This window comes from Blastocatellia bacterium (assembly GCA_035275065.1).
In the GTDB taxonomy this organism is placed as follows: Bacteria; Acidobacteriota; Blastocatellia; order UBA7656; family UBA7656; genus DATENM01.
The window spans coordinates 44,865-63,862 of the sequence record DATENM010000004.1 but is presented as its reverse complement, the minus strand read 5'-3'; the positions used below and the strand labels follow the sequence as shown (position 1 = coordinate 63,862).

Below are 18,998 nucleotides of genomic sequence, written 5' to 3'. Positions count from 1 at the left end.
TCTCGGTTCAGCTCGCGGTCAGGGCTACAGGAGATCATAGCCGTAGGCCGACACCACTTCTTTATCCACGGACTGGCGGACGAGCGCAAGCAGTGGATCATCGAACTGCGTCAGATGCGCGCCGGGAGCATACCGGCGGCGGTCGAACTGGCGGGATGGGTGCAGCAGCTCTGCGCGGCTCTGCCCATCAATGCCGGCTCGCAGATAGCGGGCCGGCTTGACGTAACGCCGGTGGCGCGGCTGTAGCCCCCACAAGTGCCGTACGCTGTCTAAAGTGGCACTGAAGTGGTTCAACAAGTCTTCAAGTCGAAAGACCCGGGCGCGCGGCTCATCCGCCACATGCGGCAGATAGCTGCGGTACAGCGCATTCCATTCAGCCAACGCTGCGACAATGCGGTCTCCCGGCAAATCAGCCAGCGGCACGACGGGCTCATTATTATTTTCGCGGGTGAATCTCAGATAGCTGACCAGCCACGAGTAGACGCCCCGGACGCTGATTGCGAACCTCACCGCCCCCGCTTCAACGGCGGCGCGGGCCGCCGACAGTTCATCACGGCTGATGCGGCTGAAGACTTCAACGCTCCTGCCTTCGCCTTCCCAGTCCAGGCCGTGCCAGTTGAAGGGCGTCTCGGCGCCGGCGTGTTTCCAGCGCCCGATGTTCACCAGCACGCGCACATTGGTGAAGTTTTCTTCGAGCGCAAACTTGACGAGGTTCGTGCCCGTGCGCATAGCGCCCTGTTGTTTGACATAGATGATGCCATCCTGGCGGCTCATTTCTGCTCCAGCATGATACGGTCGGAATAATCTGAGACCCTGGTCAGGTGAGATGCCTTTCCATTAGCGCCGAGCGCGGCTGCTCATCCCCGACTGTAGAGCAATCGAGGATGAGCAGTCGTACCGACCCGCGCACAGGGGCACGAGTTAGTGATGGCTCAGGTGCGTATGCGTACCGCAATTCGCCAGGTCCTTGCAGACCTCGACCAACTGCATCATGCCGCGGTCCTCGTGGCCGAGGATGTGGCAGTGATTCACGTACAGGCCGGTGAAATCGACGAAGCGGCTGCGCATCTTGAAGTAGCCGCTGGCGATGACGTTCTTGGTCGTCGAGTCCTGCTTCGCCTTGGGGATGGGGAAGGTATCCCACCAGACGTACGGCGGCTGGAGCCTCAGCGGCGCTGTCATCGTGTTTGGGTCGAAGATCTCGACGACCTGGAACGGGTTGACGTGGATGTGGAAGGGGTGGGCGGCCTGCGTAGTCGTGTTGAAGACCGTCCACTCCTCGATTGCGCCCAGCTTGATCTGCTGGTTGATGACGCCGTCCTCGAACTGCTTGCCGTTGATTGTCCAGATGCGCAGCGGCGGCTGGCGGAGCTGGCCCGGAATGTTCGGCACGTAGGTGCCGTAGTTGAGCTCGCGCCGCACCTGCACCTCCTGGGCCGTGATGTCTCTGCGCAGGAACTCCGGTATATCGGGGAAGGCCGCCTCTGATGGGAAGTCTCTGGGAGTAACCGGCGTATCCTCAACCGAGACATACAGGAGCGGCGCGGGTCTGTTACCGATGGTCTGCATCACATAGGTGCCCGTATTGCTCGGCGCCCGAACGAGCAGGTCGATGCGGTTGCCCGGTGCCATCGGCTGAGTAGAAGCGATGGGCGTTTGGCCCGTGTTGCCCAGCACCTGTTTCGCGTAGTTGGGGCGGGACAACTGCACCCCATCCTGCGCCGTCTGCCGGCAGTTCAAATTCCCCGTGCTGGTGCCGCAAGCCACGAACTGGCCGGTGAGAAACGTCGACACCGTAGCGTTGATCATGCGCCACAACTGCGTCTGGTTGGGCCGCATCTTGATGACCGGCGTCTTCTGCCCGTTTATGAACAAGGGCGGCGCCGCCACCAGGGCCTGGTTGGCGATCATCATCTGGAGCGTGTCGCCGATCTGCTGAAAGACAAGGACCTTCTCCGGCAACTCGCCCTGCTGTCGGTAATAATCGCGCAGCACCCGGTCGTACCCGCCGGGCTGGTTGTCGGTGATGATCAACGCCCCGGCCATGCCATTGAAGAGGTTGACGGAAGTCGAGCCATGCTTATGCGCGTGGTACCAGTGCGTCCCCGGAGCCTGGCCCATCTGGAGCGCCGGGTCTCCCGGCTTATACCTCGGGACGCGGAAGCAGACGGGGTAGGAGCCGACGAAGTACTGCGGCCATTCGCCCGCCTTGATGGTGGCGTCATTCTTGGGCCATAACTTCAACTTATCGGGGAGGCCGTTGCCGCCATTGAAAGGCGCGGTCTGGTCATACTGGCCGACTAGCCCGCCCTCCGGGGTGCCGGCAGGCCCCATCTGATCCTTCCGCCATTCCTCCGGCAGTTCATTATAGCTCTTGACGGCCTCGCCTTTGCTGAAGACCCCCTTCTCGAACCAGTCCACGATCTGCTTCTCTTTGTCGGGCGTCAGGTTCGCCTGCGGCTGGATGTTGACCAGGATGTTATCGCCGGTGGTTGACGGCGTAACGTGCGTCCCGTGGAAGTGGAGATTCGAGGCGCTCGAAGCATGGAAGCAGTTGGGATAGAGGTCGTTGGCCGGATACCAGTTGGTGTCGGTCGTGGCGGTCGAGCCTGCCTTGGTGACTTCATCACAGCCCGTCGTTGAGCCCTGTTCGCCGGAATAGAGCGACCCCTGGAAGGCCCCGACATTGACTTCGTTGAGCAGGGTGATCTGCACGCTGTCGCCGATCTCGCAGCGCAGCGTCGGGCCGGGCCCGGCATTATTCTTCTGCGCCGCGTCCGGCCACACCGGGTTGCGCAGGTCGGTAGGCTTGAAGCCGGCAAAGTAGCGCAGCATGGGATTGTCGGTCCTGCCGGGGATGACGCGGTTGCCATTGAGCACCTTGATGACGGCCTGTAGTTTCCCCGTCCCCTGGCTGTCGAGCTCTTGGACCTTGACCAGCTCCGGCAGGCCGGTTGGACAGGTCGCGCCCTGGGGATCGGCGGCGAATAGGGCGGGCGGCAGAATTTCGGCCAGGGCGATGCCGGACGTGACGGCTAGGGCCTGTTTCAGAAACTGCCGGCGGGTGGCGCGGATTCGCTCCGCTTTTGTCGCCGGGGCGGCCTGCGCCGTCTCGACATCCTGGAGTTCTCGTTCATCCGACTTTGCCATAAATGCCTCCTCTTTAGGATTTGACTGTGATTACACCCTTCTCGGACGTCACGGTCGGGTGCAGGGCGCAAGCGTAAGAGACGTTGTAGGGAGTCCCGCTAGTAGGCGGCGGGTCAAAAGTTAGGCCGCGCGAGGACGGGGCGTCCTGGTCCTTGAGCTTTGCCGGGATCGGTTTGGGCATCCAGGCCGCCGCATTCGTAATCTTGCCGGTGCTATCGACCGGCGCCGGCTGGTGCGCCTGCTGCTCGTCGGTGTTCGACCAGAAAAGGATGTCCACCGAAGTCACCGGCTGCGGAGTCGGCTTAAAGCTGACGACGCTTCCGTTTCTGACGATTTGGACTGGGATTTGTGCCACAAGTCACCTCCTTTAGGCTGTATGGTCAGTGGCCAATCATCAGCGGGCAGAAACCTGCGCCCGAATGCTTCGCCTTGACCGCTGATCACTATAGAGTTGGCGTGTCTCCTGTACCTGAGAGACAGGAACCTAACCTTGCTGCTTGTCCCCGGATGTTGGGCGCCGTTCCTGAGTTAAACCATTAAAAAATTCTGTAATGGCCACCGGGAATTCCAACCGCCGGGCGCTCAAGGTCTATGCAAAAGGCTTTGATTGACGGATGACTTCTCTGCCGTCGTTGTTTAATGCGCGCCTATCATATAATTTTTTGATAATAAAAGTCACTAAAAAAGTGAGCCCGCGAGCGCCCGGCCGTAGCCCCGATGACCTCGGCAGGCAATTCAGCTCGCCGATGGCAACGCGCGGCGCGGTTAAGCCTGCCGCCCATCGGCTAAACGCGGTCGGCGGAATCACGCAGACGCCGCGCCGAGCCCCGCCCGCATGGCGTCGCGCAGCGCCCGCCAGCCGATCACACGGACGCCGGATTCTTTCACGTGGTCACGCAGCTCGGCGCTCATGAAGGTTTGATAATCCGCGACCCGCTGCCGCCAATCATCCGCAATGGCCCGCAATTCGGGCGAGTCCTGCGCCGGGTGGATCATCAAATAGGTCAAGCCCGCCGGCAGGTCGTCAAAAATCTCCCTGGCTTGCTCTAACCGACCTTCGGCGGGCCGGTTCAGATACATCTCTCGCATGTGATCGAAGACCGGAAGCCCCCGCGCTTCCCAATCACTGAGGGCTCGCTCGGAAAGGATTTCGACCCACTGCGGCTGCCTGACCATCAGCACCGGCAGCCGCTCGTCGAAGGCCAGGCCGACGTAGCGGTCAATCAGCCGCGTGTCGAGGGTCGCAAACATGTGGGCGTTGAGGTGCGTCAGGTCGAGGCCCGCTTGCCTGGCGCGGCCAACTTGCGCGCGCATCTCTGCGTCAATCGCCCGCGGGTCGCGGCGTTCCCACATCGATTGATTGCGGTAGAAATAGCCCTCCGCGTCGATCAGCCCCGACGCCGGGTCGCAGGTCGAGATCGGCCCCCAGCGGTAACTATCCCATTCACTCGTGAGCGTCAGGTGGACGCCGATGTCGACCGCCGGGCGACGCCGACAACAATCGGCCACAGCCGGGAACCAGGGACACGGCACCATCACCGATGCGCCCGTGATTAACCCGCCGTCCGCGAGGTCGAGGAAGGCCGGCAGCGTCGCCTGGCACATGCCGATGTCATCGGCATTGATCAGGACAACTCGGTCCGTAGCGCCGAATCCCAGCATCTTCAAATAAGGGTTTAGGCCCATCCACTCCTCTCTTTCGCGTTGCGGCAAGCGTCATTTGAGAGTCTGCATCGAAAAGACCGTTTCGCTGAGGCGCGCCGCCCGCAAAGGGAATTTCTCGGCCAGCGCCTGGAGGTCTTCGTAGCTGAGTTTCCAGCGCGGCTCCTCGATGACCCAGTCCATGCCTCTCTGGTCGGTGAGAATCTGGCCGCCCGGCTTTAACGACCAGACGTAGTTATCCAGCATCAGGTAAAAGTGGAACTTGCAACAGGCGAAGCTCGCCAGGTTGTTGTCGATGATGAAGTCGAAGCGGTTCTTGATCGTCAGGATGAATTCCCTGCTGTACTTGTTGAGCAAGTAGACCGCGTAATTGCCGATCCCCTGCGCATCGGCGAGCCCCTTCTCCGCCCGACTCACCGTCAAGCCGTCTATGAGGTTGACCTGTCCGGCGAAGCGTCTGGCGAATTTCGAATTCCCTACCCCGACGTGCAGGAGGTTCTTGCCGCCAAGCTCGAAGCGGGCGAGCTGCGCCTCGATAGCGGCCTGGTCTATGGTCGTCTCCTCTCGTGTGTGATCCACCCAGAGCGGCATGTCAAGCGCCAGCCCGGGGCGCTCCGGATTGCCGCAGACTTCCGTGCATGATTCGTAAGGGCTGACGTACCCGGACATCGTCGTCATCTCCGCTGATCAACCTTTCATTCCTGCCCCGCGCCCTTGCGCGCGACCACCAGCTTGTAGCACACCTGCGCTTTCAGGTAGAGCCACTCCAGCGCCAGGCCGCCGATATAGGCCGACAGCACGGTGCGCGCAGAGGTCAGGGGGATTGCTTTGTAGAGCCAGTCGTAGCGCTTACCCAGCCGTGCGAGCAATGCCGGGTCCCTCGGTCGTACTTGCTGCGTCAGGTCATCCTCGTGAACCACCTCCAGGTCGGCGCGGCTCAGGGCCTGCCAGTAGTCCTGTTGCGTGTGGTAGTGTGCGCAGCCCCAGTGATCGCGCAGGGCCTTCGCCTCTGCCGGCGCTTCGTCATCGATGTCGCCCTTGGCCATGTCGTCAAGGATGACCATCAAGCCGCCGGGACGCAGGCTCGCGGCGAGGTTCGGGATCGTCGTGTTGAGACCGCGCGAATGGATGAGCGACTCGATGGCGACGACGGCGTCATACTCGCCGGCCACGGGCGTGTCATAACTTTGCAAGTGGAAGCGGCAATCGCCCTCGATTCCGCGCCGGCGGGCTTCGCGCCGCGCCACACCCAGTTGCACGCGGCTCAAGGTCAGCCCGTCGTAAGTGCCGCCGATGCGGCGCTGCCAGTGGAAGATCGTTCCCCCGAAGCCGCAGCCGGCGTCGAGCACTCGCGGTTGAGCAGGCAGTTGCGCGGCGGCCAGCAGCCGGTCGTTGACGTGCTCCAGTCCCGCCGTCCGCCCGTGCGCCGCTTCACTCGGCGGCGGCACCGCCAGTTGTTTGTGCATGGTGAAGCTGGCGAAGCGGTCGCGATACGCCAGCCAGTTGGCGAGCTGGACGTAGCGCGACAGCCAGTCGTAATACGCCGGAATTTCGTTGTAGGTAATCAAGATTACTAACCTCCATTGCGGGCTCGTTCGTCTCATCGTGACGCGGCGCCCGCGGAATCATTCGGCTTATCAGGAGTGCTGCCATTCATCCCCGCTCGACGGTCTGGACTGACCACGACCTGCCGCGATTTCCGGCCAGCGATTGCAAGTAGTCGCGCACCGGCAAGAAGCTTTGTTGCCACGTCGGGTGGGCGCGGCTGCGATGATAAGCCGCAAGGCTCATTTCGAGCAGTTGTTCAGGCTGTTGCTGAATTCGCCGCAGATAGCCGGCGAGCGTCTCGGCGTCGCCCGGAGGGGTCAAGAACCCGACCTCGCCGTGGCGCACAATTTCGTGCGCGCCGCCCGCCGCCGTCGCGATGACCGGCAGGCCGCAAGCCATGGCCTCAAGATAGACGATGCCGAGGGCTTCGTAACGTGACGGCACGACCAGGAGGTGGTTGCTGTCGAGGCAGCCACCAATCTCTTCATTCGACACGGCGCCCGCCAGGGCCACCGAGTCCGTCAATCCGGCGCGGGCGATCTGCTCGCGGATGCGCCGCGCGAACGCCCGATCCATCGTCAGGCTGCCGACGACCTTCAACCGCCAACTGTCGGGCGGCAAGCGGCGCAATGCCTCGATCAAGGTGTCAAGCCCTTTGCCGGGAAGCACGTTACCGACAAAGATGACGCGCAAGGGGCCGGGCCACTGCGCCCGCTCGGCCACTCGCGCCAGCGACGGCTCATAGCGCAAATGGTCGCTTGCGGGATAGGCGACCACGCCCGGAACCTCGCGCCCTGTGAGCTGCTCCGCGGCTTCGCGCGTCGTCTGGCTATTGAAGATCGCGCCATCCACAGTCTTGAAGTATTGGCGCTCGACCGCCTGATAGACTCGCTTGCGCCAGGCCGCATGTGATTCGCTGCCGCGCAGGAGATGCACAAGTGTGACGATTGGATAAGCAACGCGGCGCTTCAACCAGCGGTTCATCATCCACACTGAAGGGTGAGTCAGCTCGTCTTGAATGAGCACGTCGGGCCGCGCCGCCCGCAAGCGGCCCCACAGGCGGGGCGACAGATTATCCGCAAGATGGCGGCCATAGTTTCGCCACGGCAGCGAGATAATCTCGACGAAATCACCCTGCTCCCGCAAGTAAGCGACGAGCTGGCGGTCGTAGAGAAAGCCGCCCGTCAGCGTCTCAGGGTCGCCATAAATCATCAGTCCGACGCGCATGCAGGCTCCTGCCGGTACGCCGCCCAGGCGCTCTCGTCTTCCCAGATTTTCGTCGTGATGGCGCTCAAGTTCGGCGCCGCGATCTGCCCCGCAAGGCGTTGACAGAAGATACGCGCAAACTGTTCGAGGCTGGGATTCAAGCCGGCAAACTCCGCCAGGTCATTCAGCCGCCGGCTGCCGAAGTAATTTAGCAGCGATTCCATCTGCGCCTTGACCGCGACAATGTCGAGCAGGTAGCCATGCCTGTCTAAAGCCGCGCCTTCAAGTTCTACCTCGATCAGGTAGTCATGCGCATGCGGCTGAGTCTCCGGCCCCCAGTCGCCGCCGACCAGGAAGTGCTCGGCGCGCAAGTTTCGTCTCACGGACAATCTATACATCGTGGCATTCTCCGGCTGCCGACGGCTCAAAGCCGTTGGCCGTCGTAAGTGAGTATGATCTGAATCGCCTCCTGCGGACGCCGGTCGAGCAGCGCGTATGCCTGTGCCGCTTCGGCCAGCGGGAAGCGGTGCGTGATCAAATGCGCCGGGCGTATCTGCTCAAGCATCTGCAAGGCGGTTTGCAAGCGGCGGGGCTTATTCCAGGGCCCCCGGCACCCGTCCGCGATGGTGCTGACCTGACTGCTGATGAGGCGTATGCGGCTGCGGTGGAAACGCCCGCCGAGGTCCAGGCCAACCGCCTGCCGACCATACCACGAGCCGATGATGATGCGCCCTTCGAAGCCGCAGCTCGCAATCGCCTGATCCAGCGCCTGTGGATTGCCCGACAGCTCGTAGATCAGATCGGCCCCGGCGTAGGGGCGATCCTTTTGCAGTAAGCCCGCCAACTGATCACTGGCCCCGACAGCCTCGGGGTCGAGGCTGGCATGCGCACCCATCGCCTGGGATTTCCTGCGCCGTAGCGCGAAGCGGTCGAGCGTCACCAGGCTCGCCAGCGGCAGCCGTGCGAGCAGCGCGGTTGTCAATAAGCCAATCGGCCCCTGTCCGAAGATGGCCACCTGCTCGCCGATCAATGGCTGGCCATCCAACAGAAAGTTGACGCTCGTCTCCATCATCGGCAGCAGCGCGGCTTCCTCCGCCGAGAGCGTCGCCGGCACAGGCAGCAGGTCTGCGACCGGGCTGAGGAAGTGGCTGGCGTGCGGTTGAAAGGCGAAGACCGTCTTGCCTTGCCATTCAGGCGCGACCTTCTCACCGATGGCAATGACCCGCCCGGCGGCGGCGTAGCCATACTTCAGCGGGTAGCCGAACGGGCCGGCGAGCGCCGGAATCGTCTCGTCAACGCGGAGGCCACCCGGCATCTGGCCGCGATAGATCAGGCCCTCTGTGCCGGCGCTAATCGCCGACGCCAGCGTCTCGACGCAAGCCTCGCCGGCGCGTGGGGCTGGCAGAGTCTCTTCGCTCACTGAGACTTCGTAGGGTGCGCGGAAGTAGAGAGCCAGTCGCTTCACGCTTCTCTCCAATCCGGGTTTCCCCAAAGCACCAGGTCGTCGCCCAGCGATTGGTAATGCGGATTACGAAGCTGCGGGAACCGCGGGCGCTCGCAGCGGTCCGAGCGGTTGACGGCAGCCAGGCCGCCGACGATCCGCGGTGCCACCGTCAGCACGAGTTGGTCAAGCAGCCGCTCGGCGAGGAAGCTGGTGATGATGCCCGCGCCGCCCTCGACCATCAGGCGGTTGATGCCCAGCTCGGCGAGACATCGCAGCAGGGCCGCCAGATCAACCTTCCCTTGAGGGTCCGCCGGCAGGCGCAGGACGCGAGCGCCTGCCGCTTCCAACCGCTCTTGACGTTGACGGTCGGCGGCTCCCGTCGTCGCCACCCAGACCGTCCCGGCTCCGGGACGCAGCAGGTTTGCGGTCAGCGGCAAGCGCAACTGACTGTCTACGACAATGGCCTGCGGGTCTTTGCCTTCGACGAGCCGCACCGTCAGCCGCGGGTTGTCGGCCAGCACCGCACCGATGCCGACCAGGATGGCGTCATGGGCGGCGCGCAGTCTGTGAGTCAGTCGCAAGGATTCACTGCCGCTCAGAGCCAGCGGCTCGCCCGAGCGCACGGCGATACAGCCATCAACACTCTGCGCATAACTGAGCGTGACAAAGGGGCGGTCGGGTTGTCGGCCACACTCGGACAGCCTCGCCAACAAACCGTCGAAGCGATCATCAGAATCAGTTGGCTGGGGATGCGCCGCCGGCGCATGGCCTCGTCGCCCGTTCGAGCGAGGGCGGGCGTCGGCCAGCGCGACCTCAGATCGGTCGAGGCTCAGCACATGGCGCATCCGCTGCGCCTTGGTCAGCAGGTAAGCGGCGTTCTCGGAAGTGACACCGGATTGCAATGGCAGGCGGGCGCTCACGGTAATCCCGCAGTGCTCCAGGCCCTCTGTCTTCGACGGGTTGTTGGTCAGCAGGCGCACGGAGTGAATGCCGAGGTGCTTGAGAATCAGCGCCGCAATCGTGTAATCGCGTTCGTCGGCGCCGTGGCCCAGCAACAGGTTCGCCTCGACGGTGTCGAAGCCCTGATCCTGAAGGTTGTAAGCGCGCAGCTTGTTGAGCAGGCCGATGCCGCGCCCCTCCTGACGCATATAGATGAGAATGCCCTGGCCGGCTTCCGCCATTAGCTCCATTGCCTGACTTAGCTGGGCGCCGCAATCACAGCGCAGCGAGCCGAGCACGTCGCCGGTGAAACATTCTGAATGCACCCGCACCAACATGTCTTGCTGACGAGCGACATCGCCGATCAGCAGGGCGAGATGCTCCTTATCATCCCGGTTGCTCGCATAAAGGAGTAGTTGAGCCTGGCCGCTCGGCGTCGGGATACGAGCGGAAGCGATTTGGGTTACTTTCACCTCATCGGACATCACTTTGGCCTCCAAGCTCCGAGCCGCGGCCGGCAGACCGCAGCCGACCCGCCGGCCCGGTCTGAATGACAGTCGCGGCTCACTCTGCTTTCCAACCGCACACCCACAAGCCGCCGCGCCAGGCGGGCACTCTAAACAGCCTGCCAAGCAGGTCCAGCGCACGGCAGACCGTCCCCCACACGGCGGGCATGTCGCCTCTGGGAATGAATGTCCAGCAGCCAGTCTCGACACCAGAGAACCCGGATTCGAACAGCAGGCGCAGCAGTTCATCGCGGTTCAAGAACCTGTCGGTGGAAAGGTGACAGGTCGCCAGTCCGAGCCGGGGGGCGAGTCGCTGATACCAGACATGGCCGCCGTTAATCGTCAGGCAGAAGAACCGCCCGCGCGGCTTGAGCACCCGGCGCACATTGGCCAGCACCGCTGGCTTATCGAGCATGTGCTCGAAAGCGCCCACACAGATCGCCAGGTCAATTGACTCGGCGGCGAGCAGTCCGAGCGTCTGGGCGTCGTCGCTGAAAAAGCTGAGCCTTGCCTGCCCAGTTGACTCGCGCTGCCGCACCCGGGCGATTTCGATCATGGCCGGAGACAGATCAACGCCAATGCCCTGGCCGATGTCGGCGGCGAGCGCCTGAAGGTGATGGCCATTGCCGCAACCGACATCAAGGACGACTTCGTGGTTACGCGGGCGGGCGTGGCGTTTGATCAAGCCGACGCGGTACTTGAGCAGGCGGTCAGGGTGGCCGTGCTGCTCGGCATACGCGGGCGCCGCCCGGTCAAAGAAATCTCTGACGTCGGCCGTACTCCGCACTGGTGTGGTGAACAATCTCGTTCGCATACGTCAAACCCAGAGCCGCCCCTCCGATGCCGGTTGCCCTGTCGTTTTAAAGCCGATCATGGATAAAGTCCAGGAGCGGCTTTCTGGTTTCTTTCAGCGAAAACTTCTTCGCCCATGCCGAGCCATCCAGGCGGATGTCGCGGCTCAATGCCTTGTCCAGCAAGTCAAGGATCGGGCCCCGCTTTGCGGTGGTGTTGCCATAAACGTGCGGCATGATGTCGGCTTCGTCAAAGCCCCAGTAATTGCCATTGATTACACAAGTCGTCCCACAGGCCAGGGCCTCGATTAACGCGATACAGAAGCTCTCTTTCGGCGAAGCCATGACGAATAGCCTGGCGCGGTTACAGAGAGAGGCGACTTGTTCAGGAGGTCTCCAGGCGGTCTTGGCCAACGGCGCCTGGGGGTCTATGGTTGACCGAACGCTGACTTGATCGATGTATTGGCCTACGTGCTGGAAATAATCCGCGTCGCCGACGCCGCCCACCAGGTACAAGGGCAGGCCGTATTTTTCGTATATCCGCTCTTTGTAGCCACTGACCAATTCCAGTTGATTCTTATCCGGGTGGATACGGGCAACGGATAAAATAAACTCTTCCTGCCGCCGGTCGGGGGAGAAAATATCCGAGTTATAACAAGCGCCCAAAAGCAGCGTGTCTTTATGCGGGCTGGTGCTGCGGTGCGTCATAATCCCCTTGAACAGGGGGTCGGGCAGATCGTCTCGCGGGTGCGTATCAGTCAGACAGAAGGAAGGGATTTGAGCGACCAGCTGGCGCGTGAACGCATTCCCCTTGAAGCCGACGAACAGGGCAAATTGAAAATCACGGGCCACTAATTCTTCGATGGCGACGCTGCTTGAGATGAGCTGGTCCCGGTGAAATAAGGCGAGCGGCTGCCAGGCTTCCGAGCCGGTCAGCAGAAAATAAACATCGTAATCCGACAACAGGTGGCGTTGATAGTCCAAAATCAGCCTCTCACACCCACTGGTCACAACCGGGTAGGGGCTTGCGGAAGAGGCTAATAGGACTTTCCTTTTCATACTGAGTAATGGTTGCCAAACGCTGCTCTGGTTTCTGGGTACTTGTCATTAGACGAACTACGCTTTGGCTGCTGTCTGCGTAAACGATGGCGACGCGATCACTTCTCGGTCAACCGCACCGTTTCCGGTTCCTCACCGGAGACAGCGCCGCAGAACGGATGATGAGAAACAGAGACGGTCCTTCCTCCAGGATCATATAGGACAATTATCATAGTGAATTGAAGCTTAGAATAAAATGCCGAGGGATACTGCATCTAGCTTCAAGCCTTTAGCCATATCTTTACCTGTTAATGGCTAATCTCTGGGATGTAACAACTTGCCCCACGATACTTCGCGGCCAGTATAGTATAAGTTATTTTTGAAGTCACGGAAAAAACTGCGCGCCATCATCGCCCCGGCAAAGCGCAGCCCGACACCTAGGGCTCGCGCGGCGGTGGGCCGGCGGCGGGCTCGCCGGGGTGGCTTTCGCGCTGCCGGCGTTGACGCTCGACGGCACGCTGGTAATCTTCGCGCGGGTCGCGCCCGGTCGCGTCCCTATACCATGCCGGATGATGCGTCCACGCCCAGGCGCGCGTCACCGCGCCGCGGGTCATCGCCCTGAGCGTCCCCGGCTGCCCGACCGTGCTCAGGTAGATGTGAATCCAGATGCCGCCCAGCATAATTAATGCCGAGAGGTCATGCAGCACATAGCCGATGGCGACCGCAAGGCGTCCGAAGACTTCCGGGAACCACATGAACAGGCCGGTGATCAGCAGGACGCCCGCGCCGATGACGATCTCCCAGAATTGTAGCTTCTGGCCGCCGTTGAAAAAGCCGACGTACTCCGGCTCGACCGCATCAGTGCCCTTGACGTATTCCGGCAGGCGGCCGAGCCACTTGCGGTCAGCCGCCGTCCAACGCATCAGTCGAAGCCAGTTCAAAAACTGAAAGAAGTAGACGATGACCAATCCTAGCCCAAACCACGGGTGCAAGAATCGCGTCATCGGCCCGCCGCCGAACAGCGGCGTTAGCCAGCGGAACATCCAGGGCGAATAGATCGCCAGCCCCGAAAGCAGCGCCAGGAAGAAGAAGATCGCCACCGTCCAGTGCAGGAAGCGCGTGTAGACGGGATGGCGCAACAACTCGCCTTCATGCACCGTCGTGCGCCCGAGACGACCGAAGCCGCGCCGCGCCCGCTCATCGAATTGCTCAACCGAGGTTGTCATAGGTCCTCCTCTCGCACGGGGGCTTCGGGCTGCGGCAGCTTCGGGCCGGTGAAGATGTAGTGGAAGAAAACCGCCAGCAACCCCATCATCGTGATAAACAGGCCGATGGGCTTGACCAGGTATTTCCAGAAGGTGAAGCTCACAGGAATCTGCGGATTGGCTGGCAATCCGCCATACAATTCCGGCTGGGTGATGTCGTGCAGCACGTAGAGCACATGCGTGCCGCCGATAGACTGCGGATCGTAGACGCCGGCATTCGGTCGGGGGAACAGCGGGTCGTCGCGTAACTGCGCGGCGCGCGTTTCGGCCATCGCCTTCATCTCGTCTTTGGTTCCGAAGTGCAGGCAGCCGGTCGGGCAGGCTTTGATGCAGGCCGGCTCAAGCCCTGCGCCGACGCGATCCGAGCAGAGCGTGCACTTGTAGACCTTCTTGGTGACCGTGTTGAAGCGCGGAATGTTGAAGGGGCACCCCGAGACGCAGTACTGGCAGCCGATGCAGTTCTGTTGTTGAAAATCGACGATGCCGTTGGCGTACTGAACAATCGCTCCATCCGCAGGGCAGGCGCGCAAGCAGCCAGGGTCGGCGCAGTGCATGCACTGATCTTTGCGCATCAGCCATTGAAAATTGCCGTCGCCGTCCTGGTGCTCGTTGAACTTGATGAGGTTGTAGTAGTTCCACTCGGTCGTCGGCATCGTCTGGTAAGTGTTATCGAAAACGGTCTCGCGAAATGGGTGATCGTTCCATTCGACGCAGGCGACCTCGCAGGCTTTGCAGCCGATGCAGGTGGTCACATCGATCAGCTTGGCGACCTCCAGCTCGCGCCTGGCGTCACGACCGGGCACGGTGCCGGGATGACCGGAGATGGCTTTGATTTGCAGGGTTCTTTCAATGTCCATCGGGCTTCCTCCCTTTTATGCTTTCTCGATTTTCACGAGGAAGCCTTTGAACTCCGGCGTGTAGGCGTTCGGGTCCATCACCGTCGGCGACAGCAGGTTGGTCGGGTCGAGCGCCGTCTTGCCCTCATCTTCCTTGATGCCGCGATAGCCCCAGTGGATGGGGATGCCGATCTGGTAAGTCTTTTTCCCGTCGATCATCATCGACTTGATGCGCCGCGTCACCAGCGCCTTGGCGACGTAAGAATTGCGCGCGCTGGTGACGCGGACTTTTTCACCACCGCGCAGGCCCATTTCATCGGCAAGCTCGGCGGGAATCTCGACGAAGGGCTCCGGCACCAGCTCGACGCTCATCGGGTTGTTCTTCGTCCAGTAGTGATAGTGCTCGGTCAGCCGGTAAGTGGTGCAGACCACATTGAAGCCCTGGTCGGGCGTGCCATACTTGTCCAGGTCGGTCTTGAACTTCTTGACCACAGGGTTGGTAGATTGCGCCGGGTGCAGCGGGTTGGCAACCGGGCTTTCAATCGGCTCGTAATGTTCGGGGAAAGGCCCTTCGGCAAAAGCCGCCAGCGGCGCGAAGATGCGCCCGACGCCTTCGGGGTTCATGATGAACGGCCCCATGTGCTCGGCAGGCTTCGAGTCCGCCTTGAAGTCGGGCACATCGTTGCCAACCCAGCGCCCCGCCGATTCGTTCCACCAGACCTGCTTGCGCTCCGTGTCCCAGGGCTTGCCCGCCGGGTCGCACGAGGCACGGTTGTACATCACGCGACGATTCGCCGGCCACGACCATGCCCAGTTGGCGTAGACGCCGAGTCCCGACGGGTCGTCGGTGCCGCGCCGTTGCGACTGCGCCCCGGCTTCAGTCCATGAGCCGCTGTAGAGCCAGTTGCCGCACATCGTGGTGCCGTCGTCGCGCAGCCAGGCGAAGCCCGGCAATTGCTGGCCGGCTTTGATCGTGACGCCGGGCTGTTTCTCGTCGGTGAGGTCGGCGAGCGCCCGGCCATTGATCTCTTTGGCGACTTCGGCGAGCGGCGGGTTGGTCGGGTTCGAGTAAGCCCAACTGGCGTTAAGAATCGCGTCAGGAAACTTGCCGCCCTCCTTCTGGTAAAGCTCGCGCACCTTTAAAAAGATTCGCGCCAGAATCTCCTGATCCATCCGTGCCTGCCCCGGAGTCGGCAGCGCGATGTACTTCCATTGCAGCCAGCGCGCCGAGTTGACGAAGGTGCCGTCCTTCTCGGCAAACCCGGCGCCCGGTAGGCGGTAGACCGCCGTCTTGATATTCTTCATCTCGTCGGGAGTGATGCCCGGCGAGCGCCAGAACTCGCTCGTCTCGTCGGCGAAGACTTCGCAGACGACCAGCCAGTCGGCCTTCTTTAAGGCTTCGATATTCTTCTGCGAGTTCGGGCCGATCATCACGCCGTTCATGCCGAAGGCGATGTGGCCTTTGACCTCGCCTGTGTACATGCGATCCCACATCTCGACCCAGGAATAGCGCCGGTCGATCTTCGGCAGATAGTGGAAAGCGAAATCGTTCTCCTTCTTCGCCGCGTCGCCGAACGTCGCTTTGAGGTACGACACCATGAATTTTGGCGTGTTCGACCAGTAATTATACGAATCCCATTCGGTGGGCTTTGAGACGGTCGGCGTCGTGCGCTTGAGATAAGTCGCAAGGTCCGTGTCGGTCGGGTTCGGCATCTTCAGGTAGCCGGGAAAGATGTCGAAGACGCCGCCCATGTCTGTAGCGCCCTGAATGTTCGAGTGGCCGCGCAGCGCATTGACCCCGCCGCCCGCCCGCCCGACGTTGCCGAGCAGCAGTTGCAGCATGGCCGCCGCGCGGATGATCTGCGTGCCGAAGGTGTGCTGCGTCCAGCCGACGGCGTAGATGATCGTCGCCGCCTTCTTCATGTCGCCATCCTTGCGCACAGAGGTGAAGAGGTCGGCGGCTCTGAGGAACTGGTCGCGCGGGATGCCGGTGATGCGCTCGACCATCTCCGGCGTATAGCGCGCGTACTGCTGCTTGAGCAGTTGAAAGACCGAGCGTGGGTGCTGAAGCGACAGATCATAGGCGGTGTTGGGCGGGAGCGGCGGCGGCGGGTTGGGGCCGCCTTGCCCGGATGCGCCCGGCCCGCCCGCGGCCTGATGGCCGCCGCCGAGCGGCCCCTGGCCGCCATTGCTCTTTTCTTTCGACGCGCCACCGGACAGACTTCCGCCGCCTTGCGCCGACCCTTTCTTCTGCTCGGGGCGCGACGCGGATTGCTGTCCCGCCTGATGTTGCTCAGCAGTCGTCCGCGCTGAAGCCTGGCCGCCGCCGGCAGAGGTTGCCGCCGCAGAACCGGCTCCCGCAGCCGATTGTCCGGCAGCAGGCGTCATGTTGCCGCCCTCCTGGTAATTCCACGTCGCCTTGTCGTAAACCTGGGTGTTGGCATCGAAGCCTGAAAAGAGTCCGTCTTCGGACAGCTCGAACCCATCCTTGATGATGAAGGCGGCGTTGGTGTAATGCTTGAGGTAATCCCAGGCGATACGGTTATTGTTGATCGCATAGTTGATCATGCCGCCGAGGAAGGCGATGTCTGAGCCGGCACGAATCTGTAAGAAGAGGTCGGCGACCGCCGCCGTGCGCGTGAAGCGCGGGTCAACGACGATCATCTTGGCGTTGCGGTTGCGCTTGGCTTCGACCGGCCACTTAAAGCCGCAGGGGTGGTTCTCGGCGGGGTTGCCGCCCATGATCAACATCATGTCGGTGTTCTTGATATCGATCCAGCCGTTGGTCATCGCGCCGCGCCCGAAAGTTGGTCCCAAACTTGAGACCGTCGGGCCATGTCAAACACGGGCCTGGGTTTCGAAATAGACCACCCCGAGGCTGCGCATCGCCTTGACGGCGAGGTAATTCAACTCGTTGGTGTCGGTGCAGCCGCCGGCCCAACTGATGCCTTCGCAGCGATTGACGGTGTGCCCTTGCGCGTCCTTTTCGATGAAGGTTTCGTCGCGCGTCTTCTTGACCAGCCGGGCGATCTCGTTGATGGCATCATCCCACGAGATGTCTTGCCAGTCGGTCGCGCCCGGACGCCGCACCTGCGGTTTCATCAAGCGGCGTTCATTGTGAATGTCCTGCTCAAGCGAAGCGCCCTTCGGGCAGAGCGTGCCGCGGTTGATCGGATGATCGGGGTCGCCTTCGACGTGGACGACCTGCGGCGTCGAATTCTTGCCCTTGTCGCTCAGTGTGTGGATGATGACGCCGCAACTGACCGAGCAGTATGGGCAAGTCGAGCGCGTTTCAGAAGTGCGCTCGATCTTCAGCGCTTGCGTCTGCGCGTAGACCGGCGCGAGATTGAAGCCAAAAGCCGACAGCCCGGCGCTGCCGGCGAGCGTGGCTTTAATGAACGTTCTCCTGGAGACTTCCATGATGACCTCCGTTGCTTGGCCGCCGCCTCCACGCGCGGGCGGGTTGCGAGGCGGGCGCTGGCCGACACCTTGCTGTGAGAAAGGCTACAGACTCGTTCCCCGCGGCAATCATAGCCCGACGAGGTTCAATTCAATCTTGGTATAACCATGCTCGCGCGCCCACAGATCGAGCGCGGCGGCGGCAATCTCATCAACCAGCGGCGCGGCGACACCAAGCCGCGTGAGATCGACGCCCTTAATATAATGGCCGCAGGTGTCGCATGATTCGACGCGAAGATGATCGTATTCCGGCGTGTGGAAATAGGCGAGTTGCGCAGGATGCTCTTCGCCACAGTTGGCGCAGACGACGCGCCGGAAAGTCCAGGCCGACAGGCAGGTCGAGCAGAGCAGGTAGCGGCCTCCGCCGTCGCCGCCTGCATCCTGGGGCTTCAGCACAGAAAGTTGCGGTTTGCCTGCGCAGAATGGGCAGCGATTCTCGCCGCCTTCTAAGTTTCGCTCTACCGGCTTGCGGTCAATCTCGGCCAGCCGGCAGGCGTAGGGTTGCAGGAAGGCCTTGGCAAAGAACTGCGTGTCGGAGGGCGCGTGCCAATATCGCAGCAGCAATTCATTCTGGTCTTCCCTGCTCAGCTGCTTAAGACGGCGCGCTTCGTCGGCGAGCTGCGCCGGCCCGCTGGCCGCAACCATCTCTAGCAGTGGGCGTAAGGCCGGACAGAGGTCGTTGATGTCCTGCGCCAGCGATCCCGAAGGGTGCCAGTCGCGACGACCGCAAATGAACCCGTGGACTTGCTGCTGCGCGCCGAGCAGTCTGGCGTAAAAGGTCAACAGCTCTGCCACTTCACAGCTTTGGGTTCGCAGCAGGTCCGCACGCTTAATCAGGGTATCCCAGGCGACTTTATGCTTGATCCCGCCTACCATAACGCACGCCTTCCGGTTTCCCGTTTGGCAATCTAATCACTTAGCGTCCGGTAAGGCTGGCCTCGGTGAGTCATATTGAAAGTGCCCGAGGTGAGCTCGGTAAAATCATTGCAGAACAAGGAACATTGTTATTATGTACACATTGTACTGCGCCGACCTGCGGGGGTCAATGTGGCAAGGCTGTAACAAAGCCGCTTGTGTGCATGCGCCACTCGTGATCCTTTGTGGCTTGGTGGCTCGGTGGCTAAGGCTTAACGCATTTGCAACCCGCACACCTG

The 18,998-nt window shown here is 61.9% G+C and carries 17 protein-coding genes; all 17 read right to left on the bottom strand.

The window, feature by feature from the left end:
- Positions 1–24 precede the first annotated feature (24 nt).
- Entirely contained in the window at positions 25–774 is a 750-nt protein-coding gene (locus tag VJ464_01635; protein HKQ03805.1) for a hypothetical protein, read from the bottom strand.
- A 147-nt stretch (positions 775–921) separates the two neighbouring features.
- Complete coding sequence (locus VJ464_01630; GenBank protein HKQ03804.1) at positions 922–3,150, bottom strand: multicopper oxidase domain-containing protein; 2,229 nt, start codon at positions 3,148–3,150, stop codon at positions 922–924.
- Between the two features lie 13 nt (positions 3,151–3,163).
- Positions 3,164–3,505, bottom strand: a complete 342-nt coding sequence (locus VJ464_01625) for a hypothetical protein (GenBank protein ID HKQ03803.1) — start codon at positions 3,503–3,505, stop codon at positions 3,164–3,166.
- 449 nt (positions 3,506–3,954) lie between these two features.
- Positions 3,955–4,836 (bottom strand): polysaccharide deacetylase family protein, encoded by an 882-nt coding sequence (locus tag VJ464_01620; protein ID HKQ03802.1) that lies wholly within the window; start codon positions 4,834–4,836, stop codon positions 3,955–3,957.
- A gap of 30 nt (positions 4,837–4,866) precedes the next feature.
- Positions 4,867–5,481: a hypothetical protein gene (locus VJ464_01615; GenBank protein ID HKQ03801.1), complete on the bottom strand. Its 615-nt coding sequence runs from the start codon at positions 5,479–5,481 to the stop codon at positions 4,867–4,869.
- Positions 5,482–5,507: 26 nt separating this feature from the next.
- Complete coding sequence (locus VJ464_01610; GenBank protein HKQ03800.1) at positions 5,508–6,416, bottom strand: methyltransferase domain-containing protein; 909 nt, start codon at positions 6,414–6,416, stop codon at positions 5,508–5,510.
- 49 nt (positions 6,417–6,465) lie between these two features.
- Complete coding sequence (locus tag VJ464_01605) at positions 6,466–7,587, bottom strand: glycosyltransferase family 4 protein (protein HKQ03799.1); 1,122 nt, start codon at positions 7,585–7,587, stop codon at positions 6,466–6,468.
- Positions 7,572–7,964, bottom strand: a complete 393-nt coding sequence (locus VJ464_01600) for a 6-carboxytetrahydropterin synthase (protein HKQ03798.1) — start codon at positions 7,962–7,964, stop codon at positions 7,572–7,574. The genes VJ464_01605 and VJ464_01600 overlap by 16 nt, the downstream gene beginning before the upstream one ends.
- Positions 7,965–7,990: 26 nt before the next feature.
- Positions 7,991–9,031 (bottom strand): zinc-binding alcohol dehydrogenase, encoded by a 1,041-nt coding sequence (locus VJ464_01595; GenBank protein ID HKQ03797.1) that lies wholly within the window; start codon positions 9,029–9,031, stop codon positions 7,991–7,993.
- The gene (gene ribA, locus VJ464_01590; protein ID HKQ03796.1) at positions 9,028–10,434 is read right to left on the bottom strand and encodes a GTP cyclohydrolase II; all 1,407 of its coding nucleotides are present in this window, start codon (positions 10,432–10,434) and stop codon (positions 9,028–9,030) included. Before ribA ends, VJ464_01595 begins: the two co-directional genes overlap by 4 nt.
- 79 nt (positions 10,435–10,513) lie before the next feature.
- Complete coding sequence (locus VJ464_01585; protein ID HKQ03795.1) at positions 10,514–11,269, bottom strand: methyltransferase domain-containing protein; 756 nt, start codon at positions 11,267–11,269, stop codon at positions 10,514–10,516.
- 46 nt (positions 11,270–11,315) lie between these two features.
- Entirely contained in the window at positions 11,316–12,230 is a 915-nt protein-coding gene (locus VJ464_01580) for a glycosyltransferase (protein HKQ03794.1), read from the bottom strand.
- A gap of 491 nt (positions 12,231–12,721) precedes the next feature.
- Positions 12,722–13,510 (bottom strand): formate dehydrogenase subunit gamma, encoded by a 789-nt coding sequence (locus VJ464_01575; GenBank protein HKQ03793.1) that lies wholly within the window; start codon positions 13,508–13,510, stop codon positions 12,722–12,724.
- A complete protein-coding gene (gene fdxH, locus VJ464_01570) occupies positions 13,507–14,406 on the bottom strand; it encodes a formate dehydrogenase subunit beta (GenBank protein ID HKQ03792.1) in 900 nt (299 codons plus the stop codon). Before fdxH ends, VJ464_01575 begins: the two co-directional genes overlap by 4 nt.
- 15 nt (positions 14,407–14,421) lie before the next feature.
- On the bottom strand, positions 14,422–17,202 hold the full coding sequence (fdnG, locus tag VJ464_01565) for a formate dehydrogenase-N subunit alpha (GenBank protein ID HKQ03791.1): 2,781 nt from the start codon (positions 17,200–17,202) through the stop codon (positions 14,422–14,424).
- 21 nt (positions 17,203–17,223) lie between these two features.
- Positions 17,224–17,805, bottom strand: coding sequence for a hypothetical protein (locus tag VJ464_01560; protein ID HKQ03790.1), 582 nt, complete (start codon positions 17,803–17,805; stop codon positions 17,224–17,226).
- A gap of 108 nt (positions 17,806–17,913) precedes the next feature.
- Positions 17,914–18,720: a formate dehydrogenase accessory protein FdhE gene (locus tag VJ464_01555; GenBank protein ID HKQ03789.1), complete on the bottom strand. Its 807-nt coding sequence runs from the start codon at positions 18,718–18,720 to the stop codon at positions 17,914–17,916.
- Positions 18,721–18,998 lie beyond the last annotated feature (278 nt).

Coding starts and splice junctions, on each gene's coding strand:
- VJ464_01610 (HKQ03800.1), bottom strand. CDS start 6,416: ATGAGACGAACGAGCCCGCAATGGAGGTTAGTAATCTTGATTACCTAC.
- VJ464_01600 (HKQ03798.1), bottom strand. CDS start 7,964: ATGTATAGATTGTCCGTGAGACGAAACTTGCGCGCCGAGCACTTCCTG.
- VJ464_01635 (HKQ03805.1), bottom strand. CDS start 774: ATGAGCCGCCAGGATGGCATCATCTATGTCAAACAACAGGGCGCTATG.
- VJ464_01630 (HKQ03804.1), bottom strand. CDS start 3,150: ATGGCAAAGTCGGATGAACGAGAACTCCAGGATGTCGAGACGGCGCAG.
- VJ464_01560 (HKQ03790.1), bottom strand. CDS start 17,805: ATGGAAGTCTCCAGGAGAACGTTCATTAAAGCCACGCTCGCCGGCAGC.
- VJ464_01555 (HKQ03789.1), bottom strand. CDS start 18,720: ATGGTAGGCGGGATCAAGCATAAAGTCGCCTGGGATACCCTGATTAAG.
- VJ464_01585 (HKQ03795.1), bottom strand. CDS start 11,269: ATGCGAACGAGATTGTTCACCACACCAGTGCGGAGTACGGCCGACGTC.
- VJ464_01615 (HKQ03801.1), bottom strand. CDS start 5,481: ATGTCCGGGTACGTCAGCCCTTACGAATCATGCACGGAAGTCTGCGGC.
- VJ464_01575 (HKQ03793.1), bottom strand. CDS start 13,510: ATGACAACCTCGGTTGAGCAATTCGATGAGCGGGCGCGGCGCGGCTTC.
- VJ464_01620 (HKQ03802.1), bottom strand. CDS start 4,836: ATGGGCCTAAACCCTTATTTGAAGATGCTGGGATTCGGCGCTACGGAC.
- fdxH (HKQ03792.1), bottom strand. CDS start 14,406: ATGGACATTGAAAGAACCCTGCAAATCAAAGCCATCTCCGGTCATCCC.
- ribA (HKQ03796.1), bottom strand. CDS start 10,434: ATGTCCGATGAGGTGAAAGTAACCCAAATCGCTTCCGCTCGTATCCCG.
- VJ464_01605 (HKQ03799.1), bottom strand. CDS start 7,587: ATGCGCGTCGGACTGATGATTTATGGCGACCCTGAGACGCTGACGGGC.